27 protein-coding genes are annotated in these 26,539 nt (G+C 54.3%); 17 read left to right on the plus strand and 10 right to left on the minus strand.

What is annotated here, in order from left to right:
• Positions 1-4 precede the first annotated feature (4 nt).
• Together crtE and IGQ16_RS01250 are read left to right on the plus strand one after the other, a co-directional pair.
• Positions 5-928: a geranylgeranyl diphosphate synthase CrtE gene (crtE, locus tag IGQ16_RS01245; RefSeq protein ID WP_024125521.1), complete on the plus strand. Its 924-nt coding sequence runs from the start codon at positions 5-7 to the stop codon at positions 926-928.
• A 54-nt stretch (positions 929-982) separates the two neighbouring features.
• Complete coding sequence (locus IGQ16_RS01250) at positions 983-1,429, plus strand: divergent PAP2 family protein (RefSeq protein WP_041429222.1); 447 nt, start codon at positions 983-985, stop codon at positions 1,427-1,429.
• 10 nt (positions 1,430-1,439) lie between these two features.
• Here the strand turns inward: IGQ16_RS01250 and IGQ16_RS01255 are convergent, their stop codons facing one another.
• A complete protein-coding gene (locus IGQ16_RS01255) occupies positions 1,440-2,870 on the minus strand; it encodes a mannose-1-phosphate guanylyltransferase/mannose-6-phosphate isomerase (protein ID WP_024125523.1) in 1,431 nt (476 codons plus the stop codon).
• 120 nt (positions 2,871-2,990) lie between these two features.
• On the opposite strand from IGQ16_RS01255, the gene ndhO reads away from it, so the two are divergent.
• From ndhO to IGQ16_RS01280, 5 genes are all read left to right on the plus strand, one after another.
• Positions 2,991-3,203 carry a photosynthetic/respiratory NAD(P)H-quinone oxidoreductase subunit O gene (gene ndhO, locus IGQ16_RS01260; RefSeq protein WP_024125524.1) on the plus strand — a complete coding sequence of 71 codons (213 nt, stop codon included), beginning with the start codon at positions 2,991-2,993 and terminating at the stop codon, positions 3,201-3,203.
• A 118-nt stretch (positions 3,204-3,321) separates the two neighbouring features.
• Entirely contained in the window at positions 3,322-4,677 is a 1,356-nt protein-coding gene (locus IGQ16_RS01265) for a folate/biopterin family MFS transporter (protein WP_297059943.1), read from the plus strand.
• Positions 4,674-6,137, plus strand: a complete 1,464-nt coding sequence (locus IGQ16_RS01270) for a carotenoid oxygenase family protein (protein WP_024125526.1) — start codon at positions 4,674-4,676, stop codon at positions 6,135-6,137. The genes IGQ16_RS01265 and IGQ16_RS01270 overlap by 4 nt, the downstream gene beginning before the upstream one ends.
• 3 nt (positions 6,138-6,140) lie before the next feature.
• Positions 6,141-6,614: a CYTH domain-containing protein gene (locus IGQ16_RS01275; RefSeq protein WP_024125527.1), complete on the plus strand. Its 474-nt coding sequence runs from the start codon at positions 6,141-6,143 to the stop codon at positions 6,612-6,614.
• 45 nt (positions 6,615-6,659) lie between these two features.
• Positions 6,660-7,841 (plus strand): M20 family metallopeptidase, encoded by a 1,182-nt coding sequence (locus tag IGQ16_RS01280; protein WP_024125528.1) that lies wholly within the window; start codon positions 6,660-6,662, stop codon positions 7,839-7,841.
• A 7-nt stretch (positions 7,842-7,848) separates the two neighbouring features.
• Here IGQ16_RS01280 and IGQ16_RS01285 read toward each other — a convergent pair whose 3' ends face one another.
• The 3 genes from IGQ16_RS01285 to IGQ16_RS01295 are packed head-to-tail and all read right to left on the minus strand — an operon-like array spanning position 7,849 to position 10,424.
• Entirely contained in the window at positions 7,849-8,988 is a 1,140-nt protein-coding gene (locus tag IGQ16_RS01285; RefSeq protein ID WP_024125529.1) for an LptF/LptG family permease, read from the minus strand.
• Positions 8,989-8,991: 3 nt separating this feature from the next.
• Positions 8,992-9,402: a hypothetical protein gene (locus IGQ16_RS01290; RefSeq protein ID WP_024125530.1), complete on the minus strand. Its 411-nt coding sequence runs from the start codon at positions 9,400-9,402 to the stop codon at positions 8,992-8,994.
• Complete coding sequence (locus IGQ16_RS01295; RefSeq protein ID WP_297041186.1) at positions 9,402-10,424, minus strand: ATP-binding cassette domain-containing protein; 1,023 nt, start codon at positions 10,422-10,424, stop codon at positions 9,402-9,404. Before IGQ16_RS01295 ends, IGQ16_RS01290 begins: the two co-directional genes overlap by 1 nt.
• A 105-nt stretch (positions 10,425-10,529) precedes the next feature.
• Between IGQ16_RS01295 and IGQ16_RS01300 the strand changes: the two genes are divergently transcribed.
• Genes IGQ16_RS01300 through IGQ16_RS01310 form a run of 3 tightly spaced genes read left to right on the plus strand, consistent with a single transcriptional unit; the run spans position 10,530 to position 14,857 of the window.
• A complete protein-coding gene (locus tag IGQ16_RS01300) occupies positions 10,530-11,492 on the plus strand; it encodes an HMA2 domain-containing protein (RefSeq protein WP_297059946.1) in 963 nt (320 codons plus the stop codon).
• Between the two features lie 49 nt (positions 11,493-11,541).
• A complete protein-coding gene (locus tag IGQ16_RS01305; protein WP_041429819.1) occupies positions 11,542-12,621 on the plus strand; it encodes a PIN/TRAM domain-containing protein in 1,080 nt (359 codons plus the stop codon).
• 25 nt (positions 12,622-12,646) lie between these two features.
• Positions 12,647-14,857: a glycosyltransferase gene (locus IGQ16_RS01310; protein WP_297059948.1), complete on the plus strand. Its 2,211-nt coding sequence runs from the start codon at positions 12,647-12,649 to the stop codon at positions 14,855-14,857.
• A gap of 405 nt (positions 14,858-15,262) precedes the next feature.
• Here IGQ16_RS01310 and IGQ16_RS01315 read toward each other — a convergent pair whose 3' ends face one another.
• Genes IGQ16_RS01315 through IGQ16_RS01325 form a run of 3 tightly spaced genes read right to left on the minus strand, consistent with a single transcriptional unit; the run spans position 15,263 to position 17,732 of the window.
• On the minus strand, positions 15,263-15,757 hold the full coding sequence (locus tag IGQ16_RS01315) for a hypothetical protein (RefSeq protein WP_024125534.1): 495 nt from the start codon (positions 15,755-15,757) through the stop codon (positions 15,263-15,265).
• A gap of 18 nt (positions 15,758-15,775) precedes the next feature.
• Complete coding sequence (gene ureC, locus IGQ16_RS01320; protein ID WP_297059949.1) at positions 15,776-17,494, minus strand: urease subunit alpha; 1,719 nt, start codon at positions 17,492-17,494, stop codon at positions 15,776-15,778.
• A gap of 52 nt (positions 17,495-17,546) precedes the next feature.
• The gene (locus IGQ16_RS01325; protein ID WP_024125536.1) at positions 17,547-17,732 is read right to left on the minus strand and encodes a hypothetical protein; all 186 of its coding nucleotides are present in this window, start codon (positions 17,730-17,732) and stop codon (positions 17,547-17,549) included.
• Positions 17,733-17,806: 74 nt separating this feature from the next.
• Here IGQ16_RS01325 and IGQ16_RS01330 point away from each other — a divergent pair, with 74 nt between their 5' ends.
• Positions 17,807-18,958: a trypsin-like peptidase domain-containing protein gene (locus IGQ16_RS01330; RefSeq protein WP_297059951.1), complete on the plus strand. Its 1,152-nt coding sequence runs from the start codon at positions 17,807-17,809 to the stop codon at positions 18,956-18,958.
• A gap of 186 nt (positions 18,959-19,144) precedes the next feature.
• Here IGQ16_RS01330 and IGQ16_RS01335 read toward each other — a convergent pair whose 3' ends face one another.
• Positions 19,145-20,158: a zinc-dependent alcohol dehydrogenase family protein gene (locus IGQ16_RS01335; protein ID WP_297040935.1), complete on the minus strand. Its 1,014-nt coding sequence runs from the start codon at positions 20,156-20,158 to the stop codon at positions 19,145-19,147.
• Between the two features lie 492 nt (positions 20,159-20,650).
• On the opposite strand from IGQ16_RS01335, the gene IGQ16_RS01340 reads away from it, so the two are divergent.
• Positions 20,651-21,373, plus strand: coding sequence for an ABC transporter ATP-binding protein (locus IGQ16_RS01340; protein ID WP_024125539.1), 723 nt, complete (start codon positions 20,651-20,653; stop codon positions 21,371-21,373).
• Here the strand turns inward: IGQ16_RS01340 and gmk are convergent.
• Positions 21,370-21,945 carry a guanylate kinase gene (gmk, locus tag IGQ16_RS01345; protein ID WP_024125540.1) on the minus strand — a complete coding sequence of 192 codons (576 nt, stop codon included), beginning with the start codon at positions 21,943-21,945 and terminating at the stop codon, positions 21,370-21,372. The genes IGQ16_RS01340 and gmk overlap by 4 nt on opposite strands.
• Before the next feature lie 76 nt (positions 21,946-22,021).
• Between gmk and IGQ16_RS01350 the strand changes: the two genes are divergently transcribed.
• The 5 genes from IGQ16_RS01350 (at position 22,022) to IGQ16_RS11700 (ending at position 25,276) form a co-directional block, all read left to right on the plus strand.
• On the plus strand, positions 22,022-22,516 hold the full coding sequence (locus IGQ16_RS01350) for a biopolymer transporter ExbD (RefSeq protein WP_024125541.1): 495 nt from the start codon (positions 22,022-22,024) through the stop codon (positions 22,514-22,516).
• A 9-nt stretch (positions 22,517-22,525) separates the two neighbouring features.
• Positions 22,526-23,449, plus strand: a complete 924-nt coding sequence (gene era, locus IGQ16_RS01355; RefSeq protein WP_024125542.1) for a GTPase Era — start codon at positions 22,526-22,528, stop codon at positions 23,447-23,449.
• Positions 23,450-23,453: 4 nt separating this feature from the next.
• The gene (gene ureG, locus IGQ16_RS01360) at positions 23,454-24,056 is read left to right on the plus strand and encodes an urease accessory protein UreG (RefSeq protein ID WP_024125543.1); all 603 of its coding nucleotides are present in this window, start codon (positions 23,454-23,456) and stop codon (positions 24,054-24,056) included.
• A gap of 474 nt (positions 24,057-24,530) precedes the next feature.
• On the plus strand, positions 24,531-25,160 hold the full coding sequence (locus IGQ16_RS01365) for a DUF928 domain-containing protein (protein ID WP_041429226.1): 630 nt from the start codon (positions 24,531-24,533) through the stop codon (positions 25,158-25,160).
• Complete coding sequence (locus tag IGQ16_RS11700) at positions 25,118-25,276, plus strand: DUF928 domain-containing protein (protein WP_162147205.1); 159 nt, start codon at positions 25,118-25,120, stop codon at positions 25,274-25,276. Before IGQ16_RS01365 ends, IGQ16_RS11700 begins: the two co-directional genes overlap by 43 nt.
• On the opposite strand, the gene IGQ16_RS01370 is transcribed toward IGQ16_RS11700, so the two are convergent.
• A complete protein-coding gene (locus IGQ16_RS01370) occupies positions 25,273-26,529 on the minus strand; it encodes a DNA repair exonuclease (RefSeq protein WP_024125544.1) in 1,257 nt (418 codons plus the stop codon). The two genes, IGQ16_RS11700 and IGQ16_RS01370, sit on opposite strands and share 4 nt — an antisense overlap.
• Positions 26,530-26,539: the final 10 nt, after the last annotated feature.

The raw sequence follows: 26,539 nt of genomic DNA on the forward strand, positions 1-26,539 counted from the left end.
GTTCATGATTTCCGCTGATCCCCCCCAAGTTCATCCCGCCGGCACATTTGATCTCAAGGCCTACCTCAAAGAACGCCAAGCCCTTGTGGAAGCTGCCCTTGAAGCCTCGATTCCGGTGGCCTATCCGGAGAAAATTTACGATGCCATGCGCTATTCACTGATGGCGGGGGGCAAGCGGCTGCGCCCGATTCTCTGTTTGGCCACCTGTGAACTGATGGGGGGCACCGTGGAAATGGCGATGCCCACTGCCTGTGCGTTGGAGATGATCCATACGATGTCGCTGATCCACGATGATCTGCCGGCCATGGACAATGACGACTACCGTCGCGGCAAGCTCACAAATCACAAGGTCTATGGCGAGGATATTGCCATTCTGGCGGGGGATGGCTTATTGGCGTATGCCTTTGAATATGTGGTGGAACAAACCAAAAATGTGCCAGCGGAGTATCTGCTGAAAATTGTGGCGCGGTTGGGGCATGCGGTGGCAGCAACGGGATTGGTCGGTGGTCAAGTGGTGGACTTAGAGTGTGAAGGACAGCCCGACATTGGTCTGGAAACGCTGCATTTTATCCACTCCCACAAAACGGGAGCACTACTGGAGGCCTCTGTGGTTTCTGGGGCATTGCTGACGGGGGCGAATGAATCTGACGTGGCACGCCTGTCCCGCTATGCGGCCAATATTGGCTTGGCATTCCAGATTGTGGATGATATTTTGGATATTACTTCGACCCGCGATGTCCTCGGTAAAACCGTTGGTAAAGATGTGGCTGCCCAAAAAATGACCTACCCGCGCCTGTGGGGTCTGGACAAATCTCGCCAAGAGGCTGAGCGCTTGGTGGCGGAGGCGAAGGCAGAGTTGGCTGTATATGGGGCGGCCGCCATTCCTTTGCAGGCGATCGCCGACTACATTACCAGCCGTAGTCATTAACGATCCCAAAGTGGGTTAGGATGGGCGCAGAGTTTGTCCTTGTCCGTAACCATGATGGACGGTCTTCGTGAGCTACTGGCTAACCATGTCCTCTGGGTTGCTTTCGCCGCAAGCGCGATCGCTCAAATGCTCAAGTTACTGATTGACATTGCCAAGCACCGCAAGCTCAATTTCCGCGTTTTGGTGGAAACCGGTGGCATGCCTAGTTCCCATTCCGCCCTGGTCACGGCTTTGGCGACTGGAGTGGGGCGGCAGCGGGGCTGGGATAGCATTGAGTTTGCAATCGCCATTGTCTTTGCCTGTATTGTCATGTATGATGCCGCTGGGGTACGCCAAGCAGCGGGTAAACAAGCCCGCATTCTCAATCAAATTGTTGATGAATTTTTCCAAGATGGGCACGAATTGGCAGAAGCCCACCTCAAGGAGTTGTTGGGTCACACCCCCATTCAAGTGATTGCCGGTTCCGCCCTGGGGGTGGCGATCGCTTGGCTAGCGGTCTAGAGTTTTGCCTTTATTGCTCTGTCTTGCGACCATAGCAATCCTCAAAGCGGACAATATCATCCTCCCCCAGGTATGACCCCGACTGCACCTCAATCATCTCAAGGGGAATTTTCCCCGGATTGGCCAAACGGTGCACTGCTCCCACGGGAATATAGGTGGACTCATTTTCGGTAAGCAAAAACGTCTTGCCATTGCAGGTGACCTCTGCGGTGCCCCTGACCACAATCCAATGCTCGGCACGATGATGGTGCTGTTGGAGTGAAAGGCTGGCTCCTGGCTTCACCGTAATCCGCTTTACCTGAAAGCGATGACCGGCATCAATGGCATCGTAGTAGCCCCAAGGGCGATAGACCACCCGATGATTATAGGCCTCGCTGCGGTTGCGGGCTTGGAGTTGCTCCACCACCTGTTTCACCTGTTGTGCCGCCTCGCGATGGGCAATCAGAATAGCATCGGCCGTTTCCACCACCGTGAGGTTGTCCACGCCCACCAAGGCAACCAAGCGGTGCTGACTCTGGACAAAGCAGTCTTTGCTGTTACAAACGAGGACATCGCCGCGGCAACTGTTCCCCCATTCATCCTTGGGCATGATCTCCCAGAGACTCGACCAAGACCCCACATCGCTCCAGCCGCAGTCTAGGGGCACGACAGCTGCTTTTTGGGTCTTCTCCATGAGGCCATAATCCACAGAAAGATTGGGGCACTGGTCAAAGGGTTCCTTCGCCAAGCGGATAAAGTCTAAATCCTCCCGTCCCTGCCGCAGTGCCAAGCGGCAATAGTTTAAAATCTCTGGCTGTTGCTGTGCCAGTTCCGCCAAAAAACTCTGGGCCCGGAAGAGAAACATGCCGCTATTCCAAAGATAGTCCCCCTCAGCAAGATAGGCCTCTGCCGTTGCTAAATCGGGCTTCTCCACAAACTCTGCCACGCGATAGGTGTCAGGATCACTGAGGGACTCGCCGCGCCGGATGTAGCCATAGCCGGTGTGGGGAGAAGTGGGCGCAATCCCAAAGGTTACCAACCAATCCTTGGCTGCGGCTGAAAATCCCCGTTGCAGTCCCCACTGAAAATGGGCGACATCCTGAATGAGGTGATCTGCCGGCAGCACCAAGAGAAGGGCATCGCTGGCAAGGACTTCTGTGACGTAGAGGGCAGCAACGGTAATGGCAGGGGCAGTATTGCGCCCTATGGGTTCAAGTAAAATGCGCGTCGGCGTTACCCCCAGCTCCTGGAATTGCTCCGCCACCAGAAAGCGATGGGCTTCATTGGCAACAACAACGGGGGGCTGAAGTTGGGGTAGGCCCTGCAACCGTTGCCAGGTTTGCTGTAGCAGACTCTTGCCTTCGGGAGTTAGGCGCATAAACTGCTTGGGATGGGCTTGTCGCGACAATGGCCAGAGGCGACTTCCTACGCCCCCCGATAGAATGACGGGAATACAGTCCATGCCAAAACTCCCCAGTGGTATTGTGACCCCTAAGGGTAGTTTAACCACAGGCAGCCTACTGTTGACCCACTGCCATTCCCTGATCCCCTAAAATGGGGAACGATTTCTGTGGAGTGTCCTATGGCAATTAAAAAAGGAGATTTGGTGAAGGTTGTTGCTGAAAAGTTGGCCAATAGTCTTGAGGCTCTAGCGAGTGATCACCGCTACCCCCCCTATCTCTTTGAGGGACGGGGCGAGGTGGTGGAAATTCGCGGTGACTATGCCCAGATTAAATTTCCAGTGCCCACTCCCACGGTTTGGCTGCGGCTCGATCAACTTGAGGTTGCCAAATAACCCCCATCAGTGTCTTTTGCTCCTCTGTTCTTCTGGCAGCTAGTGAAGAGTACCAGTGTTAGCAATTTTCAGCGTGTCTGGATATGATGAAGGCAATGCTGTTGCTTAACATTTGGTAATGCTGGTTCAACCTTCGCAACCTCAACGCTGGTTTCAGTGGCTCAAGCAGACACTCTTTTTTGGCCAAGAGCCCAGTGGCGAACTCTTAGCCATTTTGCTGGTGTATTTTGTCCAAGGGGTTTTGGGCTTAGCACGGCTGGCCATTAGCTTTTTCTTTAAGGATGAGTTGGGGCTGTCGCCGGCGGAAGTGGCGGCGTTGATGGGTGTGGCTGCGCTGCCCTGGGTGATTAAGCCGGTCTTTGGTCTGGTTTCTGATAGCTTGCCGCTTTTGGGATTTCGCCGCCGCTCCTATCTTGTCCTGGCGGGCTTGCTGGGCTGTGGGGCGTGGTTGAGCCTGGGGACCTGGGTGGCTACCCCTTGGCAGGCAATGGCAGCGATTCTAGCAGCATCGATCGCGATCGCCCTCAGTGATGTGATTGTCGATTCACTGGTGGTTGAACGGGCACGCCAAGAATCCGCCACAGAAATGGGAACTCTACAATCCCTAAGCTGGGCCGCTACTGCTGTGGGGGGCATCCTCACCGCTTACTTTAGTGGCCAACTGCTGCAGTGGTTTAGTCCGCGTACAGTCTTTCAAATTACGGCGGTGTTTCCCCTCTTGGTGTCGGCGGTTGCCTGGGCGATCGCCGAAGCACGGGTCACAGCTCGGCCTCAACTGAGTCAGACTTGGGAGCATATCAACCGTGTGCGCCAAGCCATGATGCAAAAACGGATTTGGTTGCCGGTGGCCTTCCTCTTCCTCTGGCAGGCAACCCCCGGCTCGGAATCCGCTTTCTTTTTCTTTACAACGAATGAGTTGGGCTTTGAGGCGGAGTTTTTGGGGCGGGTGCGCCTTGTCACTAGCATCGCCTCCCTCTTGGGGGTGTGGATTTTTCAGCGGTATTTGAAAACGCTGCCCCTGCGTACCATATTTTTCTGGAGCACGATTCTTTCGGCTTTTTTAGGACTCTCTAGCTTGATTTTGGTCACCCACCTCAATCGCCAATGGGGCATTAGTGACCAGTGGTTTAGCTTGGGTGATAGCTTGATTTTGGCTGTCATGGGGCAAATTGCCTTTATGCCAGTACTGGTCTTGGCGGCGCGGTTGTGTCCGCCGGGGATTGAGGCCACCCTCTTTGCGCTGCTGATGTCCATTAGCAACCTTGCCAATTTGGTCTCCCATGAGTTGGGGGCGCTGCTGACCCACTGGCTGGGGATTACCGAGCACAACTTCGATCGCCTGTGGTTGCTGGTGCTCATTACTAACCTAAGTACGCTATTGCCACTACCGCTGTTGAACTGGTTGCCGCAGCAACTGCCCGCCCCCACCTCTCAATCCGCTGTCGCTGTTGAGTTGGAGCCAAGTGTTCCATGACTGGAGTTTTAGATCGCCCCTACACAATGACCGATTGGCGGGGGGGTACCGAATCCCTGACCCAAGAGTATGACTATTGGATTGAGGATGTCGAAGGCACGGTGCCCCCGGATTTGGTGGGGACCCTCTACCGCAATGGCCCTGGACTGTTGGAGCGCGGCGGAGTGTCCTTAGCCCATCCCTTTGATGGCGACGGCATGATCTGTGCCTTTCGCTTTGAGAAGGGACGGGTACATTTTCGCAATCGCTACGTGCGCACTGCCGGATTTTTGGCGGAGGAAAAGGCCAATCGCCTGCTCTATCGCGGTGTCTTTGGCACCCAAAGGCCGGGCGGCTGGCTCGCCAATTTTCTCGATACCCGTGTCAAAAATATTGCCAATACCCATGTAATCTATTGGGCAGGGAAATTACTGGCGCTCTGGGAAGCAAGCCTGCCCCACCGCCTTGATCCTGTGACCCTAGAAACCATTGGACTCGACAACCTAGGCGGTCTCCTCAAGGAGAGTGATGCCTTTGCAGCGCATCCCCGCTTTGACCCCCAGACGCAGCGGCTGGTGAATTTTGGTGTTAAGCCCGGTCTTAATACCCGCATTAGGCTCTATGAGTTTGATGCCACTGGTCAGTGTGTTTCGCAACCAACATTTCAAATTCCAGGGTTTGCCTTTATCCATGACTTTGCCCTCACCCCCAATTACGCCATTGTTTTTCAAAACCCAGTGCAATTCAATCCCTTGCCCTATCTGCTAGGACTGCGGGGCGCTGCCCAGTGCATTCAATTCAATGCTCAGGAACCGACACGGGTTTGGCTGCTGCCCCGTCGGGGGGGCAGTCCCCAGATGCTGACGATGCCTGCTTGTTTTGTCTTCCACCATGCCAATGCCTACGAAGCGGGGGATGAAATCCACGTGGAGTCCATTGCCTACAGCCACTTTCCCAATTTGGAACCGGGCATGGATTTTCGGGAGGTGAATTTTGCGGCCCTGCCCGCAAGTTTGCTGTGGCGGATCCGGTTGAATCCGAAGACCAAAGCCGTGGACTGGCAGGTGGTGAGCGATCGCCCCTGCGAATTTCCTGTGGTGCATCCGGCTAAGGTGGGGCAACCCTATCGCTACACCTATTTGGCGGCGGGGCATGATCCGAAAACCAATGCACCCCTACAGGCACTGTGGCGGCGCGATCGCCAGACGGGCGAAGAACAGTTTTGGTCAGCAGCGCCGCGCGGTTTTGTCAGTGAGCCGATCTTTGTCCCCCGTGGTCTGCAAAAGGGGGACTTTCTCTGGCAGGGGGCCCAAGGAGAAGAGGATGGCTGGCTGTTGCAGGTGGTTTATGATGCCAGTTGCCACAAATCGCAGTTACTCATCTTTGATGCTGCGGCCATTAGCGCCGGCCCTGTGGCACGGTTGCACCTGAAACACCACATTCCCTACGGTCTCCACGGTTCATTTACCACGGTGGTCTAGGCAATGGCAATTGAAATTGAGCGCAAGTTCCTCGTCACAGGTGAACAATGGCGGTCCCTGGCCACAAGTGTGGCCGAACTTGCCCAAGGCTACCTCTCAACGGTTCCTGAGCGCACTGTGCGCGTGCGTCTTGCGGGTGAGGAGGCATGGATCACGATCAAGGGCAAAGCCAGTGGTGGCCAACGCCGTGAGTATGAGTATGCTATCCCCGTTGCCGATGCCAGGGAACTCCTTGCGGAATTGTGCCTGCAACCAATCATTCAGAAAAATCGCTATCGCATCCCGGCGGGTGACCTCTGTTGGGAAATTGATGAATTTGCTGGCGCCTGTGCGGGTCTCATTTTGGCAGAAATTGAATTGCCCTGTGTTGACTATCCCCTGACTTTACCCCCTTGGATTGGCCTTGAGGTGACCGACGATCCCCGCTATACCAATGCCTACTTAGCGGAGCATCCCTATCAGGCGTGGTCAACCTGAATTCCTAAGATTGGATAGCATGCAAAAATATCCCACGGCTTCACTATGCTTGCTCGGATTCGCCAGATTACCCAAACCCTCACGCCCCGTCTCATTGAAATTCGTCGCCATTTGCACCGCTACCCCGAATTGAGTGGCCAAGAACATCAAACCGCTGCCTATGTGGCTGGGGTGCTGTCCTCCGTAGGCTTAACTGTACAGCAGGATGTGGGCAAAGTGGGGGTGATTGCTGAGCTGGAGGGGAATCCTCAAGAACAGCGGCTCTTGGCCATTCGCACCGATATGGATGCCCTGCCGATTCAAGAGCGCACCGGACTCGAGTTTAGCTCGAAACATACGGGGGTGATGCACGCCTGCGGCCACGATGTCCACACGACAGTGGGTCTTGGCACGGCAATGGTCTTAGCCGCCCTCAAGGAGGAGTTCCCTGGCCGCGTGCGGTTTATTTTTCAGCCTGCGGAAGAAATTGCCCAAGGGGCCAGTTGGATGATTGCTGACGGCGCCATGAAAGAGGTGAGTGCCATTTTGTCGCTCCATGTTTTCCCAAGTATTCCAGCGGGGGACGTGGCGGTGCGCTATGGTGCTTTGACAGCCGCTGCCGATGACATTGAGTTAACGATTTTGGGGGAATCGGGGCATGGGGCGCGCCCCCATGAAGCGGTGGATGCCATTTGGATTGCTGCTCAAGTTATCAGTGCTTTGCAACAGGCCATTAGTCGTACCCAAAATCCGTTGCGCCCCGTGGTGCTCACTTTTGGCAAAATTCAAGGGGGACGGGCGGCCAATGTCATTGCTGATCAGGTAACACTTCAGGGAACCGTGCGATCGCTCCATCCGGAAACCCGTGCTACCCTTCCTACTTGGATTGAGCAAATTGTGGCTAATGTCTGCCACGCCTACGGTGCCCGCTACCAGCTCCACTATCGGCGGGGGGTGCCGGGAGTGGAAAATACCCCCTACCTATCGCAATTGCTGGCCGAGGCGGCCACTGATGTGGTCGGTGCCCCCCATGTGCATATCTTGCCAGAACCGTCCCTTGGGGCAGAAGATTTTGCTCTTTACCTAGAGCACGCCCCCGGTGCGATGTTTCGCCTTGGCGTCGGGTTTCGCGATCGCCCCAACTATCCGCTGCATCACCCCGAATTTGATGTGGATGAACAGGCCATTCCTGTGGGGGTCATGACCCTTGCCCATGCGGCCTGTCGCTATTGGCAGATTCCCTACTGATGACCTACTAATGACGATTGGCCTGGTAGAGCATCCCTAGGGCGATCGCGCTCACAATTCCCTTCGGTAGCCAACTGGCCACCATCGGGTCCACCGCTCCACCCTCGCCAAAGGCAGTGAAAATAAAAGCGGCAACATAGTAGCCAAAAATAATCACCACACTCAGCCCAAAGGCTCGTCCCTGTCCTTGGCGGGGAGAACTGATCCCCAAAACAGCGCCAATGACAGCAAAACTGAGACACAAAAAGGGGAGGGAGAGCTTTTCCTGCAACTGCACCCGCCACTGCCGCAAGCGTTTGGTATCGCCACTTTCCGCCAAAATTTGCAAGTACCGATAGATTTCGCGGCTGGTCATAAACTCTGGTACCCGCGTTTCCATGGCTAAATCAAGGGGGGTGCGGGGGTAGTCAAACCTTCGTTCTGAGAAGCTCTCGGCCACATCATAGTTGCCATCGCCCCTGAGGTGGTGGTAGGTTCCCTGACGAAACAGCCACGCTGAGCCCTGCCACTGAGCTTTCTGGGCTGTAATAATTTCCCGCAACTGCCCCTGCTCAAAGTTCAACACCGTCACTTGAGCCATGACCTGCCCATCAAAACGATGGGCAAAAAAGAGTTGCTGCAGGTGTCCCTCGACAAAACGACGGTAGAAGATATTGCGGGTCTGAAAGGTGGGTTGCGGGCGGTGGATCGCCACCTCCAAGGTCTTGATGGCGCGGTAGGCCATGGGGGGAGCCACCAGTTCATTGAGGGCAAAGGTGAAGAGCAAGGCACAGAACCCCGCTAAGAGCGCCGGTCGCACCAGACGCACTGGACTAACCCCACAGCTTTTACAGGCAATCAGTTCACTGCGGCGGGAGAGTTGACTATAGGAAAGAAGCGCACTAAAAAGCATGGCCATGGGAATGCCCAGCACCGCGAAGGTGGGTAAGCGCAGAAAAAAAACTTGAATGGCACTGAGGAGGCCAAGGTTGTGCTCCACCATAGTGCGAATCAGGTAGAACACGGTACCAATAACAGCAGCGATCGCCGTAAAAATGCCAAAACCAAAGACAAAGGGGCGAATCATCTCCCGCAGGATATAGCGATCCAACAGGGAGAATCGCGGCTGCCAAGGCAGCTTCTGAAGAGGTCGGGCGATCGCCAACATTATCTATAGCCCCAGGCGAGGTTTTGCCAACTTCCAATAACGAAAGAATCGCTTCAAATCTGCATTGGCTGGCAAGGTAACAAAGGGCTCTGGCTCTAGGATCTCCAGGGGATAGGCCAATTGCCCACAAATGGCGCGAAAGCGGGGGCTAGGACTTGCCATCGTCACCAGGCGATCGCCCCCGTGCACCTCCACAAAGGCATTCACCAAGGGCGCCACCTCGCCACGGTACATTTGCACAGGTAGATCCAGCAGGCACTCATAGAGAAACACCAGCCGCTTCAGACGAATTTGCCATTCCTTGAGCAAGGCCACATCCCAGACAAAAATTGCCGGTGCTGTCGGGTAGCGGCTAAAGATTGGGGCCTTAGGGTCGAGGCAGTCCCCATGCACCCAGAGAATTGGCTGCCCCATTAGCGTTGCATGACCTCTTTTTTCAACTGTTTGCTGTCCCGCTGCGCTGCGGCTGCCAAGTCGGCATCCAAGAGGGTTTGACCGGTGGCTGCCAAATAGACATCATCTAGACTAGGTCGTGATTGCGCCAAGCTAAAGAGGGGCAGTCCTGCTTCCTCTAGCGCCGTTCTAATGGCTGCGATCGCCACAGTGACATCTGTGACTACCAGATTTAAGGAGTTGCCTTGGTTGGTGTTAATCAGGACGGATTTGACGCAGTCCAATTGACTGAGAAGACCCTGCGCCATTTGCGCCTCTTGACGCGGTGTGAATTCCCGCACCCGCAACGTGACGCGATCGCCCCCGATATTAGCCTTGAGTTCCTCAGGAGAACCACTGGCAATCACCCGTCCCTTATCCAGAATCACCAAGCGATCGCTGAGGAGATCCACCTCCTCCAGGTAGTGGCTGGTCAAGATAATCGTCAGTCCTTGGGCCTTGAGATCCCGCAGCACATCCCAAATCACTTGGCGACTTTCAATGTCGAGACCTACGGTGGGTTCATCCAAGACAAGCACTTGGGGTTGGTGTAGAAGTCCCGCTGCAAGATCAAAGCGTTTGCGAATGCCACCAGAGTAGGTGCCACACTGGCGATCGCGCCATTGCAGCAGATCTAAGCGTGCCAGCACCGCCTCAATGCGCTCCGGAATCAGGGCACGGGGAATGTGGTACAGCGCCGCCTGCAATTCTAGAAATTCCTGACCCGTAAGAATTTTATCGAGGGCCACCTCTTGGGCCACATAGCCTAATTTTTGGCGCACCAAATGGGGTTGGTGGAGCACCGAGAAGCCGCAGACTTCCAGTAGCCCCGCATCCGGTTGCGAGAGGGTACACAGACAGCGCAGCGTTGTCGTTTTCCCTGAGCCATTTGGCCCCAGCACCCCAAAAATTTCCCCTTGATGGGCTGTAAAGGAGACATCGGCCACCGCTGTAATGGCCCCGTAGGACTTCTTGAGATGTTCGACCTTTACCGTGGCTGTCATGGTCATTAACTCTGTGTGCGATTCCTTTAACATTTTGACAGATATTTCTCCTTGCTTTGGGGTGCGTGCTACAACAGCAACTAGAGCCTATTGGGTAGGGGTCCCATGGCCACTGCTGAAACTACACCCATTGCCGTAGTCATGCACCTCACGGGCGATCGCCTGCGATTGCGGATTCAAGAACTGAAAACCGATGTCGGCTTTCGCGATTCCTTGACTGCCTACCTGAAAACCCTCCGAGGTATCAAGTCTGTTCACGTTAACCCCCTTGCCGCCTCGATCACCATTGAGTATCACCTCGAGCAAATCACTCCCCTGCAACTGCTCGCGGCCATTCAATTTTGGGGGGATGTCCAGATCATCGGCCAAGGCAATAGGGGCTTGCAAAACCTCACCCGCGCCTTTGATCTCGAACCCGAAGAAGTCGGCAACAAACTCACCTCCATGGGCGGGTTTCTCATAGGCGGCTACGTGGGCGATATGCTCGGTGGCATGGCGGGGGGAACGGCGGGTGGTCTGTTTATGGGGCCTGCGGGTGTAGTCATGGGGGTGCAAGTGGGCACCTTTGTTGGTGGCGTCATTGGTGCGCGACTGGGGATGGAAGCCAGTGAGCAGATGACCCAACTGCAATTTACTGCCCTTGAGGAAACTCCAGAACGGCTCGTGAAAGCTCTGGAGATTCGCAGCGGTGACAAAATTGGCGGTGCAGCCGGTGAAATTGCTGGCGGCTTGGCGGGACAAGTGGTCTTAGGACCTGTGGGTGAAACCCTTGGGCGCATGGTGGGCAATATGGTTGGTTCGCAACTCGGGGAAGATCTGGGGCGACAGTTAGCCGAGCCATCCCCTGAGGAACCTTCTCCCCCCTCGCTGCATCTTTTCCTGGAGTGGTGGGTGAAAACCAGTCAAACCTTTATGAAGGAAACGCTATTGGGCACCCTCGGTGGAATTGTGGCACGGGCAATGCTGGGTCCTCAAGCCGAAGCTGAGGGCATCCGAGCCGGTACCCGGATTAGTCGTCATCTCGATATGCAACAGTCCAACACCGCACCAGGAGAGAAAAAAGTATAATCCTAAAGTAATAGCCTATGGAGATGTCCAGCGCGACAGGAGCGAACTAATGCTCGATACAATCTTACTCCTCATTATCGTCGTGATGGGAATTGCCGTTGGCTTCAACAGCATTGACCTACTCCCAGAAACAGTTCTTGCTCAAGTGGCCAATGTGCGGGGATTGCAGTGGGTCATGGCTGGCTTTGGCGCCATCGTTGGCATTGCCCTTGGCTTATTGTTGCAGTCGCTTTACCATCGTCTCGAGCGCAGTATCCGCCAATTGCCTCCGGAAACGCTCCTGTCGCGGGCAGTGGGTCTTGTTGTGGGGCTGCTCCTTGCCAATTTGATGCTGGCACCGATTTTTCTGTTGCCCATTCCCAAGGACTTCTCCTTTATTAAGCCTCTGATTGCTGTTCTCACTAGCATTCTCTTTGCCTATTCGGGGACAACCTTGGCTGATAGCCACGGACCTGCCCTACTGCGGTTAATTAACCCCAATGCTGTTGCCAGCAGCCTTCTGGCGGAGGGAATGCTCAAACCTGCCCGTGCAAAGGTGCTGGATACCAGTTGCATTATCGATGGCCGCATTGAGGCGCTGTTGAATCTAGGGGTATTTGAAGGGCAAATCATTGTGCCCCAGTTTGTGCTTCAGGAGTTGCAACTGATTGCCGATGCGGGGAATGAGCAAAAACGGATTCGCGGTCGGCGGGGTCTAGATGTCCTCAATCGCCTCCAAGCTAGTTTGGGTGATCGCATTGTCATTCACTCTGCAGACTATCCAGAATTAACGACGGTGGACGCCAAGCTAGTGCGCCTGTGCCAAGAGATCAACGGCACCCTGGTCACCAATGATTTGAATCTGAACAAAGTTGCCCGCTTCCAGAAAGTGGATGTCTTTAACGTCAATGAAGTTGCCCAAGCCCTGCGTCCCATTTATCTCCCTGGGGATACGCTGGAGTTGAAAATTCTTAAGGAAGGCAAAGAGCCTGCCCAAGGGGTGGGATACCTTGAGGATGGCACCATGGTGGTGGTGGAAGAAGGGGTGGATCACATTGGCGATCAACTCTCGGTGGTCGTCACCAGTGCCCTGCAAACTTCAGCAGGACGGATGATTTTTGCCCGTCTGCAAATGCCAACCATGGCCTAAGTTCGCCCTTTTAGGGGGTCTGCTGATGACCCATGAGTCACCCAAGCCCACTTCACCCCCACGGCTGGTTTTACCGTGGGTCTGGGGTTTATTTGTTTTTAGCCTGCTATTTCTGCTGGGCGTATTGTTGGCAACAGTCTGGCAACCGACACTCTTTCCCATCGATTTGGTCAATCCAGATCAATTGCGACCTCTACCGGACCTCTTGCAAATGCCTTCGGATCAGATGAGTAGGTGGTGGCCGGTCATGGTTGCGGGAATGGTGGCGATCGCCCTCAATTTTATTCCCAGCAATAATGTCACCCGCCTCATTATGCGCCTCATTGTCATTCTCTTTGGCTGTCGCTATCTGGTGTGGCGTGGCTGGGTGACGCTGAATGATGCCCACTGGTTGAGTTTTGGAGCAAGTGTCGGTTTCTACGGTCTTGAGCTACTGTACTTTTTGACCTATGTGCTCTACTTTTATCAAACGGCATGGCTGACAACTGCCTGGCGATCGCGCCAGGCCAATCACTACCAGCAGGCGGTTCTTAGTGGTGAATACTGCCCCAGTGTCGATGTTTTCATTCCCACCTACAATGAAGCCCCCTACATTTTGCAGCGAACTATTATTGGCTGCCAGGCAATGAATTACAGAAACAAAACCATCTATGTCCTTGACGATGGCCGTCGTCCGGAAATTGCCGATCTCTGTGAGCGGCTAGGGGTCAACTATCTCACTCGCCCCACCAATGAACACCGCAAAGCAGGGAATCTTAACCATGCCCTGAAACACACCCGCGGCGAACTGATTGTTGTTTTTGATGCCGACTTTATTCCCTTTCAGAACTTCCTGACTCGCACAGTGGGCTTTTTTCAGGATGATCAGGTGTCCATGGTGCAAACCCCCCAGCACTTTTTTAACCCTGACTATTACTCCCGAAACCTTGGCATTGAGTTTATGATGCCCGGGGATATGGAGTACTTTTTTGGGTTTATTCAGCCGGGACGGGACTTCGGCAACGCTATTATTTGCTGCGGTACCTCCTATGTCGTTCGCCGCCGTGACCTAGAAGCCATCGGTGGATACTATACCCGCTGTGTGGTGGAAGATTTCCAAACAGGGACAAAGATGCAGATTGCTGGTTACCGTTTGATCTATCTCAATGAAATTCTCAGTATGGGGGAATCTCCCCGCAATTTTCAGGATTATTTAGAGCAACGGCTGCGCTGGCTCCAAGGGAATATGCAAATCTATTTCTGTGGCGATGATCTTCCCATCTGGTCAAAGCTCTCTTGGTTTCAGCGCAGTTGTCACCTATCGCTGCTGCTGTACAACATCAATCCCTTTATCCGCACCTGCTTTCTCATTGGCCCATTTTTGAGCCTGATGACGGGCATTTCCCTGACAGTAGCCACCTTGAGCGAGTATCTTTTCTACGCCCTGCCCTACACCCTGCTGATGATCGCCACCTTTAGCTGGGCTACAGAAGGACGGTATTTTTCGATCTGGGGTGAGGTTCATGAAGTCACCTTTGCTTTTCCAGGTATGGTGCAACTGATTAAAATCCTCCGCAATCCCTTTGGCAAAATTGGCAGCATTGTCACTAATAAAGGAACAGTGTCCAATCGCAAATGTTTGAATTTACGCTTTACGTGGCCATTGGTTGTCTTTGTGGTGGCGGTGGGAGTGGGGATCTTTATCCGCTATGGTGGCTACTGGCTCCACATTTGGCCGCCAATGGAGTATGAACGGTCGGGTTTAGAGCTGATGTTGGCTTGGACCATCTATAACGCCTTTATTGCCTTAATTGCTGTTTTATCCGCCATTGATCAGCCTACCCGTCGCCAGAGCGATCGCTTCCCCGTTTGCACTGTGTGTCGCTTTCAACTGGGGAATCAAACCTACTGGGGCTATACCCGGGATCTTTCGGAGACAGGGGCGGCTCTATTACTGACCGCTGGCCGGTTTGTGGAAGACCAAGGCAATCAGGTGGGGACGCTCACTTTTTTAGAGCAGGACTTTAGTGTGACCGCAGCTGTTGTTCGCAGCCGTGCAGAAGACGAGAAATGCTGTATTTACCTGCGGTTTCTTGAGGTCGGTGATGAGGCACAGCGGGGCCTAGTACAACTGCTCTATGGTGGCCTCACATGGTGGCACAAACCGAAAGCCCCCAATGGCCTAGATGCCTTTTGGCCAATGTTGATTCGTCTATTCGACTTTCGATCGCTCTTTAGCCTCTATAGCAATAACTAGGAACAACTGACCATCGGCTCACGGCTTAAAAATTTGCCCTGGGGGACAACGACAGTTGGGCAACAGGGGAGATGTCAACGTATTCTTTTGAATAACGCCGGCTCCCATCCAGGCACAACTAGGACCCGTTACTGGTGACCATGCCTAAAGTTGGCCGTCAAAATTTCTACAGATAGGGGATTTACCAGTGGGGGCACCGCTCACCCCTGACTCCCCACTAATCATTACTAAATCATTTCGTACTAATCATTTCGTAGCGATTGCCGTTCTTGGGTAATAGCTCCGGAGCCCCACTGATCTAGAGATGCTTAAGAAAACTAGCAAGGCCTACCCTGTGTCATTTCCAGTTCTTGAGAACTACCATACTGCCTGTGCAGCCCTTTTTGCAGGGTGGTAAAAGCTGCTTTATAACCAAGCTACCAAGAGTGTGGCCACGCCCAAGCCCGTGAGGGCAATCCAAATGAAGGCATTTGGTAAAGGAGTAGCGGGGGGCGGTGGTTCTTGGGGTTTTGGGGTGGGAGCCGATGGCCTTTTCGAGGAGCGGCGATTGGGGGAGGTGTAGCTGCGATCGCCCAGGTGGGATAGGTCAGGAATTTCGCTATACCATTCTGGACGGCGTTTCAGTTGGGGAGCCTCCAAAATCGCTAGCAAGCGACGACTTTCCTGCCGCGTGTGAGGATCGGGATGCCGTTGGAGTTGACGGCAGAGACTCACGGCTGCCCCTTGATCGCCAGCAGCGCTATAAGCTGTGACTAACCAGAGACTAATTTCTCCTGATTGCACCGCATTTCCCTCAGCCAGCGCCGCCGCCTGTCCCAACAGGGCAACGGACTGTTGATAGTTGCCCCGCTCAAAAGCCTCTTGTCCTTGTTGAAAGAGGACAGCTACCGCATCCGTCATTGCTTAAACTTAATAAACTTAAAAGAGAAAATAACGTTGGGCAAGGGGTAAGACACTGGCCGGTTCACAGGTGAGCAATTCACCATCCGCCCGCACCTCATAGGTTTCGGGATCTACCTCAATGTGGGGTAAGTAGTCATTGAGCTTGAGATCTGCTTTGCACAGTTGGCGGATGTGGCGCACCGGCAGCACTGTTTTTTGCAACCCCAACTGTTCTGGGAGGTTGTTGGCAATGCCTGCTTGAGACATAAAGGTTACTGAGGTGGCGGTTTGGCAGCCCCCATAGCTGGCAAACATGGGTTGCATGTGCACTGGTTGGGGCGTGGGAATACTGGCATTGGCATCCCCCATTTGAGCGTAGGCAATCATTCCCCCCTTGATTACCAGCTCCGGCTTGACTCCAAAGAAAGCGGGCTTCCAGAGGCACAGATCAGCAATTTTGCCCACCTCTACTGATCCCACATACTCAGCAATGCCGTGGGTAATGGCAGGATTAATCGTGTACTTGGCTACATAGCGGCGGGCGCGAAAGTTGTCATGATCGACGCCCGGCTGTTGGGGATCCCTGAGATGTCCCCGCTGCAGCTTCATTTTGTGAGCAGTTTGCCATGTGCGAATAATACTCTCCCCCACCCGTCCCATTGCTTGGGAGTCCGAAGAGATAATACTAAAGGCCCCGAGGTCATGGAGAACATCTTCAGCAGCAATGGTTTCTCTGCGAATCCGCGACTCGGCAAAGGCCACATCTTCAGGAATATTGGGGTCGAGGTGGTGGCACACCATCAACATATCCAAGTGCTCATCGAGGGTATTGACAGTGTAGGGGCGAGTGGGATTAGTGGAAGAGGGCAACACATTGGCTTGACCACAGACCTTAATAATGTCCGGGGCATGTCCTCCGCCGGCGCCCTCAGTGTGATAGGCGTGAATGGTGCGGTTTTTGAAGGCAGCAATGGTGTCTTCGACAAACCCAGATTCGTTAAGGGTGTCGGTGTGGATGGCCACCTGAATGTCGTAGTCTTCAGCCACACTCAAACAGGTGTCAATGGCAGCAGGGGTAGTGCCCCAGTCTTCGTGGAGTTTAAGACCAACAGCGCCCGCCTGCACTTGCTCAATCAGTCCTTGGGGTTGGCTGCTATTGCCCTTGCCCAAAAAGCCTAAATTCACTGGAAAGGCATCGGCAGCTTGAAGCATGCGGTAGATGTTCCAAGGTCCTGGCGTACAGGTGGTGGCATTGGTACCTGTGGCAGGCCCCGTTCCGCCACCAATCATTGTTGTAATCCCCGAGGCAATGGCAGTGGCAATCTGCTGTGGACAGATAAAGTGAATGTGGGCGTCAATCCCCCCAGCAGTGAGGATCATGCCTTCGCCAGCGATCGCCTCCGTGCCAGGGCCAATGATAATATCTACCCCCTCTTGGGTGTAGGGGTTTCCTGCTTTACCAATTTTGTAGATCTTGCCCTCTTTGATGCCGACATCGGCCTTGACAACGCCCCACCAGTCCAGAATGACCGCATTGGTGATCACCACATCCACTGCGCCTTCTGCATTAGCAATGGGGGACTGTCCCATCCCGTCGCGGATCACTTTGCCGCCGCCAAACTTGACTTCATCACCGTAGTGGGTGTAGTCGCGCTCAATTTCAATAATGAGATCAGTATCCGCAAGTCGCAGGCGATCGCCCACCGTCGGGCCATAGGTTTCTGCATAAGTCTGGCGATCAATGCGGTAGCTCATGGGGGTCTAAAGAGGTCAGGTGGCAGAGAAGTCCGGCCTTCTCAGTCTAAATTTAGCCTAATTCTTCGACAACAACGAGTCCCTTTTTAATCAAAGCCTGCAGGTCAGCATTGTGGGTTTTGCAGTTGCGCCAGCGCCGCTCATCGACATTTTCATTGCGACCGGGTTGAAGGGTCACAGGCCCAAAGAAACTATCAAAGGTCATGGGCTGTTCGAGGTAGCTAATCACAGTCAGCATGGCAGCAGACGTTCGACAAAATCACTATTTTCAGAATAAGGCTAGAGTGGATCTGATGCCGAGTTGAGTTAAGTATGGTTCGCAGGCAGTTGAGTTTGGTTGGGATGGCGATCGCCCTTGGCGCCCTAACGGCGTGTTCATTGCGTTTGCCCGATCGCACCCCCTCCACCCCCAAGACAGAGGCGTCTCTGCCTCCCCTTGCCCCCATGGAGCGACCCAATGCGAGCGAGAATTTCATTGCCAAGGTGGTTGCTGAGGCGGGGCCAGCGGTGGTGAGTATTGATACTCTACGACTGGGCCGCAGTGGGGAGGATCGTTTTCTCGATCCTTTCCTAATGCCAGATGTGCCGGTGCGCCAAGGTCAAGGCTCTGGGTTTATCTTTACGCCCGATGGCAAAATCATGACCAATGCCCATGTGGTGGAAGGGGCTAGTGCCGTGCGAGTCACGCTTCCCGATGGTCGCCAGTACGATGGCAAGGTGCTGGGTGCTGATTCCCTGACGGATGTGGCGGTGGTGCAAATTAATGCCAGGAATCTGCCCACGGTTCAACTGGGGAATTCCGACACCTTGAAGCCCGGTGAGTGGGCGATCGCCATCGGCAACCCCTTGGGGCTGAGTAACACCGTCACTGCTGGGATTATCAGTGCCATGGGGCGTGCCAGTAGTGAAATTGGTGCTGCCGATAAGCGCGTGAGCTTCATTCAAACGGATGCAGCCATTAATCCGGGAAATTCCGGGGGGCCACTCCTGAATGCCGCCGGTCAAGTGGTGGGGGTCAATACGGCGGTGATTTCCCAAGCGCAGGGCCTTGGCTTTGCCATTCCCATCAATACGGCCTATCGCATTGCTGAGCAAATTATTACCACGGGTGGCGCTCAGCACCTCTACTTAGGCATTCGCATGGTGCCCCTAACTCCAGAACTGGCACTACAAATCCGTGAACAACAGCCCAACTGGACCTTGAACCGAACCCAAGGCACTCTGATCATTGGCGTTGCCCCCAATTCGCCAGCGGCAAAAGCGGGTCTGCAAGCGGGAGATTGGATTGCCAAAGTTAACGACATTAACCAACCCACCCCGCAACAAGTACAAAGCGTTGTTGAGCAAACGAAACTCGGGGAGAAAATTACTTTGGAGATTCAACGGGGCGATCGCCGGCAAACCATGAGCCTTAAACCAGAGCCAATGCCGCCGGAATTGTATCCCTCCTCTCAGCCAGAATAAGTTACCAGAATAAGTTAGTGAATAGTGGGGCTACAGTAGTGCCACTTTTCCTGCAAACCGGCGGCCGCAATAGCTGAGGCACCCGTTAAAACCCGTTAAAAATGGGGTAAACCCGATGGAGAACGCTGGGAAGCCTGTGGCTGGGGAGGGCGGCAAGGATTTGAGCAACCATAGGAAAATTCCCAATTAGGGGATGAGTACCACCTTCCCCTGCACCAAGCGTTGGCTGAGATAGCGGTGGGCATCGGCGGCAGCACCGAGGGGAAAGGTTTTATCCACAACAACCCGGAGCTCGCCGCGATCCACAAGGCTGGCCACCTGCTCTAGGATTTTGCCTTGATGGGCAAGGGCCTCCCGCAGGCCCATGAGTTGAGGGGTGAGCATCAGCGTGAGCTGAATCAAGAGGTTGCGTTGGCGGGCAATTTTCCATGGGGTATCGGCTGCGGGTTCCAAGAGGGTGGCGAGGGTGCCGTAGGGACGCACCGCCTTGAAGGTCTCGGCAAAGGTGGCACCCCCAACGGTATCAAGGGCAAGATCAACCCCCTTGCCGTCGGTCCAATCTAAAACCGCTTGCACCCAGTCGGTTGTTGTGTAGTTAATGGCGAGGGTTGCCCCCAAAGCTTCTGTAAATTGAGCTTTTGCTGGCGAACTGATGGTGGTGGCCACTTGCGCACCTGCGCGCTGCGCTAATTGAATGGCCAGATGCCCCACCCCGCCCGCGCCGGCGTGAATGAGAACGGTTTTTGCGGTAGAGAGGACATTCAACGCTGGGACTGCCCCGCGATCGCCCAAAGCTTCCCAAGCGGTAATGACGGCCAAGGGCAAAGCGGCTGCCTGAATAAAGGAGAGGGTTTTGGGCTTGTGGGCAACAGCAGCTTCCGGCACAACTGCATACTCGGCGTAACAGCCGCCGCGATCGCCCAAGCCGCCATAGCAGAAATAGACTTCATCCCCTATGCGAAAGCGCTGTACTGCCGCACCCACAGCCACCACTACACCGGCACCATCACAGCCGAGAATCGCTGGCCGGCGATCGGGAAAAAACGTGCCCCGCTGTCGTAGCTTAGTATCAATGGGGTTGACACTGGCTGCCCGCAGTTGAATTTTCACCTCATCGGCAGCTTCAATCTGCGGCTCGGGCACCTCCCGTAGCACTAAAACATCGGGCTCGCCAAACTCAGTGATGGCAATGGCTTTCATGTTTTGGCTGGCTGGGAAACCATCTCAGGACGAAATAACGCCCCTATTGTACTCCATCAACTCCACCGCCAAAGAACCCCCTCAAGGGGGAGTCATTGCCAACCCCTCCAGCACTGGTGGCTCCATTTTCAGCTGGGAAAGACTCCCTGCACAGACCCCCCTAGGCGGTAGGCTGGGACTACTATAAGCACAATCCCTTTGCAAGCATCTAGTCCAGATCATTACTTTGTTTTTGTAAAATTTTAATTTTAGATCCGCGGTTGCTCGGGGCGTAATCTCTCTCTAGGACCGGGTTTCCAGCAAATTCAAGCACCTCTAAATCTACCCGCAACTGTCCTAGGGCTGACAGCGTCGGGCCTTGCTAAAATCTTGGAGCAGAGAGAATATTTTTGTCTAGAGATGCTTGATCGACCGCCGTTGGGCACGCCATCGCCGCCGCAGGGGGAAGCCTCTATACTAGGATGTTGACCCTCTGGCCATTTGGTTTGCCCCATGAGCTTGCTCCAAGTCACTGATGTCTATGCCGGCTATATTCCCGATGTGGATATTTTACGGGGGGTTAATTTTCGCCTCGAAGCCGGGGAGCTCGTGGCTGTCATTGGCCCCAATGGCGCGGGAAAGTCCACATTAGCAAAAACCATCGCTGGTTTGCTGACGCCCCGCCTTGGCACAATTACCCTCGCCGGAGAAGATATCACCTACCTGCGGCCTCACGAAATTGTCAAAAAAGGTATTGGCTACGTGCCGCAAATTGCCAATGTGTTCCGCTCACTCACCATTGAAGAAAATCTGGAGATGGGGGCCTTTACCAAAACCGGCAACCTCAAGGCCCTCAAAGAACGGGTCTATGACACCTTTCCCCGCCTGGCGGAGCGGCGACAGCAACGGGCCGGTACCCTTTCCGGGGGCGAACGGCAAATGTTGGCCATGGGACGCGCCATGATGCTGGATCCCCAAATTATGGTCTTGGATGAGCCCTCTGCTGCTCTTTCCCCAGCGCTGGTCAATGATGTCTTTGCCAAAATCAAAGAAATTAATGCCCAGGGCACCGCTATTATTCTCGTGGAGCAAAACGCCCGGAAAGCCCTTGCCATGAGCGATCGCGGGTACGTCTTAGAAATGGGTAAAGAGCGCTATGAAGGACTGGGCAGCGAATTACTCAATGACCCCAAAGTGGGAGAACTTTACCTCGGAATTGTGCGGGCACAGCCTTAGGGCGCTGGGCTAAAAATGGCCGTTTCAAGGGCAATCAGGCTTTTTTCTAGATCATCATTGACAATTTGCACATCAAATTCTGGGGCAGCAGCAATTTCAGTTTCCGCTTGAGCTAAACGGCGGGCGATCGCCTCCTCACTGTCTTGGCCACGGCTGCGCAGGCGGTGTTCCAGTTCTGCTAAAGATGGCGGCAAAATAAAGATGTGACGCGCTTGGGGATAGGATTGGCGCACTTGACGTGCCCCTTGCAGTTCAATTTCGAGGATCACCGTTTTCCCTTGGGCAATGAGTTGAACCAGGGGGTGGCGCGGTGTGCCGTAGTAATGACCTGCAAACTCCGCCCATTCCAAGAGTTGCCCAGCGGCAATCATGGCCTTAAATTCTTCTACAGAGACAAAATAGTAATCCACCCCTTCAACCTCTGTGGGACGCGGCGGCCGGGTCGTGGCCGAAACCGAAAATGCCAGTTCGGGATGGCGTTGCCGCAGTTGCCGTAGGAGCGTTCCTTTGCCGACACCACTGGGGCCAGTAATCACAATGAGTTGCCCGGGCTGGGGCGTTGCACTGGTCATAACTGCATAGGTGAGAAACTTTTTAATCCTACTGTGTTTGCTTAGAGTTTTATCATTAAGGCAACGTGGTTGAGGCATGACCGTGAAGATTCATTTGCCCACTGAAAGTGACAATGTCCGCATTGAAATGCTGCCCCTGATTGATGTGGTCTTTTGTATTCTCACGTTCTTTATTTTGGCGGCGGTGAGTCTGACGCGGCAGCAGGCGATTACGTTGAATCTGCCCCAAGCCAGCACCAGTCAAGCCCAGTCGCAAAAGATGCTGGTGGTGAGCATTGATCCGGCAGGGCAACTCTTTGTGGATAAAGACCCAGTCGACCGCAGTGAACTCTATCAACGCTTGGCCACATACTTGAAAACCAATCCCCAGGGCATGGTAATTTTGCGGGCGTCGCAGGTGGTCAGCTATAACGAAGTCATCCAAGTCTTGGATCTTCTGCGATCCCTAGGGGGCAATCGGGTGGCCTTGGCCACTCAACCCGTTGAACAGCCGGTGCTCAGCACGGAGACCCGCCCTACCCCCCTCCCCTCGCCGCCGGCTAACGACCAACCCATACCCGCCAATCCCTAGGGCGTTACCGTGGAACCGATTTCCAGTATTCCTGTGGCCCCGGTGGGCTTTCGCTCTGGCTTTGTGGCCTTAGTGGGTCGTCCCAATGTCGGTAAGTCCACGCTCTTCAACCATCTGCTGGGACAAAAGGTAGCCATTACCTCCCCTGTGGCGCAAACCACCCGCAACCGCTTACGGGGCATTCTGACAACGGCAACAGCGCAATTTATCTTTGTGGACACACCGGGCATCCATAAGCCCCACCATCGCCTTGGGGAAGTGCTGGTGCACAATGCCAAAGGTGTTCTCAAGCGGGTGGATGCGATTGTCTTTGTGGTGGATGCTGCTAGTCCGCCGGGTCGGGGCGATCGCTACGTGGCGGATCTCCTGACAACGACTCCATCGCCCGTTCTTATGGCCATCAATAAAATTGACCTGCTGCCAGCAGCGGAGCGAGAACAGCGGCAACAGGACTATCAAACCCTTGGCCCTTGGCCGGCCTATCCCTGCTCAGCACTGACTGGAGAGGGAGTTGGTTTGCTGCAATCGGCGATCGCGGCGCAGTTGCCCCTTGGTCCCTATTACTATCCACCGGACATGGTTACCGATCAGCCGGAGCGATTCATCATGGCAGAATTAATCCGTGAACAAATTTTGCACCACACCCGCGAGGAAGTCCCCCATTCAGTAGCCGTAACAATTGAACAGGTGCAGCAGGTGCGCAACCTCACTCATGTGCACGCGGTGATTTATGTGGAGCGTCCAACGCAAAAGGCTATCATTATTGGCCAAGGGGGTCAGTTGCTCAAACAAATTGGCACCGCTGCCCGCCAAGAAATTGAAACCCTCATTGGTGGCAAGATCTATCTAGAACTGTTTGTCAAGGTGCGCCCCCGCTGGCGACAGGATCGGTTGCGCTTAGCGGAGTTGGGCTATCGCATTGAGAAGGATTGAGAACATGGAGACAGTATTGCGAGTCGGTGTGGCAGGGCCCGTGGGTTCAGGTAAAACCGCTCTTGTGGATGCTCTTTGTAAAGCCTTGCGCGATCGCTATCGCCTCGGGGTCGTGACTAATGATATTTACACCCAAGAGGACGCTCAGTTTTTGGTGCGTTCCCAAGCCCTTCCCCCAGAGCGAATTCTTGGCGTTGAAACGGGGGGATGTCCCCACACCGCCATTCGGGAAGATGTTTCCCTCAACCTAGCGGCCATTCAGCAATTGGAAACAGCTCTTCAGCCTTTGGATCTGATTTTTGTTGAGAGTGGCGGCGATAATTTGGCTGCGACATTTAGCCCGGAACTGGTGGATTTAACGATTTACGTGATTGACGTGGCTGCTGGCGATAAAATTCCTCGCAAGGGCGGGCCTGGCATTACCAAGTCGGATTTATTGGTGATTAATAAAATTGATCTTGCCCCCTATGTGGGTGCTGATTTAGAGGTGATGAAACGGGACACCCTAAAAATGCGGGGCGATCGCCCCTATGTGATGACAAACTTGAAAACTGGCCTTGGGCTAGATCAGGTGATTGCTTTTCTCACATTCCACCTGGCAGCCTAAATATCATCACATGGAATTTGACCCAATGCACAACAAGTCACTGGTCATCATCACTGGCACTGCAACAATTTGCCCCTTAAAATCGTTCTATCGGTGTTGACAGCTAGGAAGTATGATGAACTACCCATGGTTCTCACGGTTCTCATGCCCTTATTTGCCGCTCTGGTTCGACCTACGATGTGCTTACCGCAAAGCACGTTGTCAATTGTAGGGATAATTACCGTGCGATTCCTATCAGGAGGCCTACGCCGTTGATTTCAATAGGATTAAATTTTTGCCGATACAGAGCCGATACAGATTTAGCTGTTGTGGAATTCACGAGCCCAAAAACCCAAAAAAAGACTATCCGGTAGCTACGCTAACAAACTCTAACTTTGCCAAGAAAGGGTCACAGGTCTGTAGCGCTGGATCGCTGCAGCCCTGGGGCAAGTGAGTTCCTATTCATTGCCTGTTCAATTGCGAGGATTGAGTGATATGGCGATTCAAGGGGGGAGCCGCCCCATTGCTGTGCTCCTCAGTTTGGCAGTGGGCATGATTGGAGCGATCGCCCATGCCTCTTGGGCAAGTTATCGTCCACCTGCAAACATTGGCCGCCCCGGTAATCGTGAGGGAGCCGCAACGCGAATTGCCCGTCCCATGCTGCTGCGGGAGAGTACCGGTAGTACCGAAAGGTGTCTGACTGAGCCAAAGCAAACCGTGGTTGCCCTCGTGCCCAAGGATAACAATGGCCTCAGCAGCACATCCACCCCCGCCCTCTATAGCTTCATTCCCGCCAATAGGGGAGCCGCCCTAACCCTGACCCTGCGGGATCCCCAAGGTACAGAAGTCTATCGCCAAGAGCGTCCTGCCCCCACAGCAGCGGGCATTATTGGCTGGCCCGTGGAGAATGTCTCCCTCAAAAACGGTGTGGATGACCAGTGGCAACTGACTCTCACTTGCACCAATGGCACCACGGCCCTCAAAACTGTCAGCTGGTTGCGACCGGTGCCCTTATCCCTCAGCCAACAGCAGCGAATTGTCCAAGCTAAAGATGTAGCGGATGCCTTTGCCGTGGCAGGCTACTGGTACGATGCCCCCTCAATCAACTTGCTCAACAACGCCTAGCGCAGCCGGAGAATGCCCAACTCCAGCAAAAATGGCAAGCCCTCTTACCGTCTGCCCCTGTCCAGTTGACCAATGTGGCGAATCAACCCCTCCTTCCCTGGCCATCCCAGCCCTAGCTCCCTAGGGAGAGACTTGCCAGCCACTCGTAGAGGTCAGGAATATTGGCATTGGGTTGAAGGAGATCCTCCTTCATGCGCATGAGTGCCTTGGCCAAAGGTTGGGCGCGATCGCGATACTCTGCGACACTGGCCAGCAAATCTGTAAACACCTGTTCTTCGATCTGGGCGCGAGGGGGTGGCTCAGCCGTTGCATCACGGTAGGTTTCATAGGCCACAGGGGTTGCGGCAAACCCCAGTCGAAAAATAAAAGCCTTAGCTGCCTCTTGTAGTTGCCCTTGGAGCGATCGCACAGACAACTCACCGCGCTCAAAGCCCACTTCTCCTTTGAGGCTGACTTCAACAATCGCCTCTGCCATGTCTGACTGATGCCGCTGCACCAATTGCTGGAGTCGGCTCTCCACCTGGCTCACGGTGTCACTGGGGGTGAGAGTAAGGGTGTAGCGATGGATGGGACGCTGCCAATAGTCGCGCTTGAGTTCCGCCTGGGGTGGTCCCTGATCAAGGCTGACCAACAGTACTCCCCGTGGATTTTGCTGCTGATTTTCCTGAATCGAATTGGCCTCAACGGAGCCGGGATTAAAGATCCAGTCCTCAACGGCATAGTGGCGATGGATATGCCCTAAGGCCAGGTAATCCACACCCGCTTGGCGCAGGGGTAGGAGTTCGTTGTAGCGCAATGCCCCTTGGTAGCGGGAGACTTGCCCCTCAAGACCGTGGTGAAAGAGCAAAATCGTCGCACCAGCAGCGGGGGGCAGTGCCTGAATTTGGCTAGCAAGCTGTTGAATGGCCCGGGGGGCACTGGCACCATACCACTGGGAACCAATTACGCGCACACCACAGGGAAGATCAATATACCCACCCCGCACTGTTTCTGTATCCCAGGGCTGGAGAGCACCTGTCTCGTCGGGTTCCAAAAGATAGAGGTAGTCCTTTTCGCAGAGGTAGCGTAGCCAATTGGACTTGACACCGTAGGGGCAGTTGTCGTGGTTGCCCTCAATGGCGAGCACTGGAATTCCCGCCGATCGCACCTTATCAAGGACGTATTCCGCCTGATTGAGAATGCCGGGGGTAATCATCCGCTCCTCAAAGAGATCACCGGCAATCAGAACAAAGTCGACCCGTGCCTCGATGGCGTAGGTTTCCAAGGCACTGTCAAAGGCACGGAAAAAGTCCAGCATGCGGCTGGGGTTGTCTTGGCGATATTTGTTGTAGCCCAGGTGGACATCGGCAACATGCAGAAACCGCACCATTTGACCCTGT

Origin of the sequence: Thermosynechococcus sp. M3746_W2019_013, assembly GCF_015296045.1 — a bacterium.
In the GTDB taxonomy this organism is placed as follows: domain Bacteria; phylum Cyanobacteriota; class Cyanobacteriia; order Thermosynechococcales; family Thermosynechococcaceae; genus Thermosynechococcus.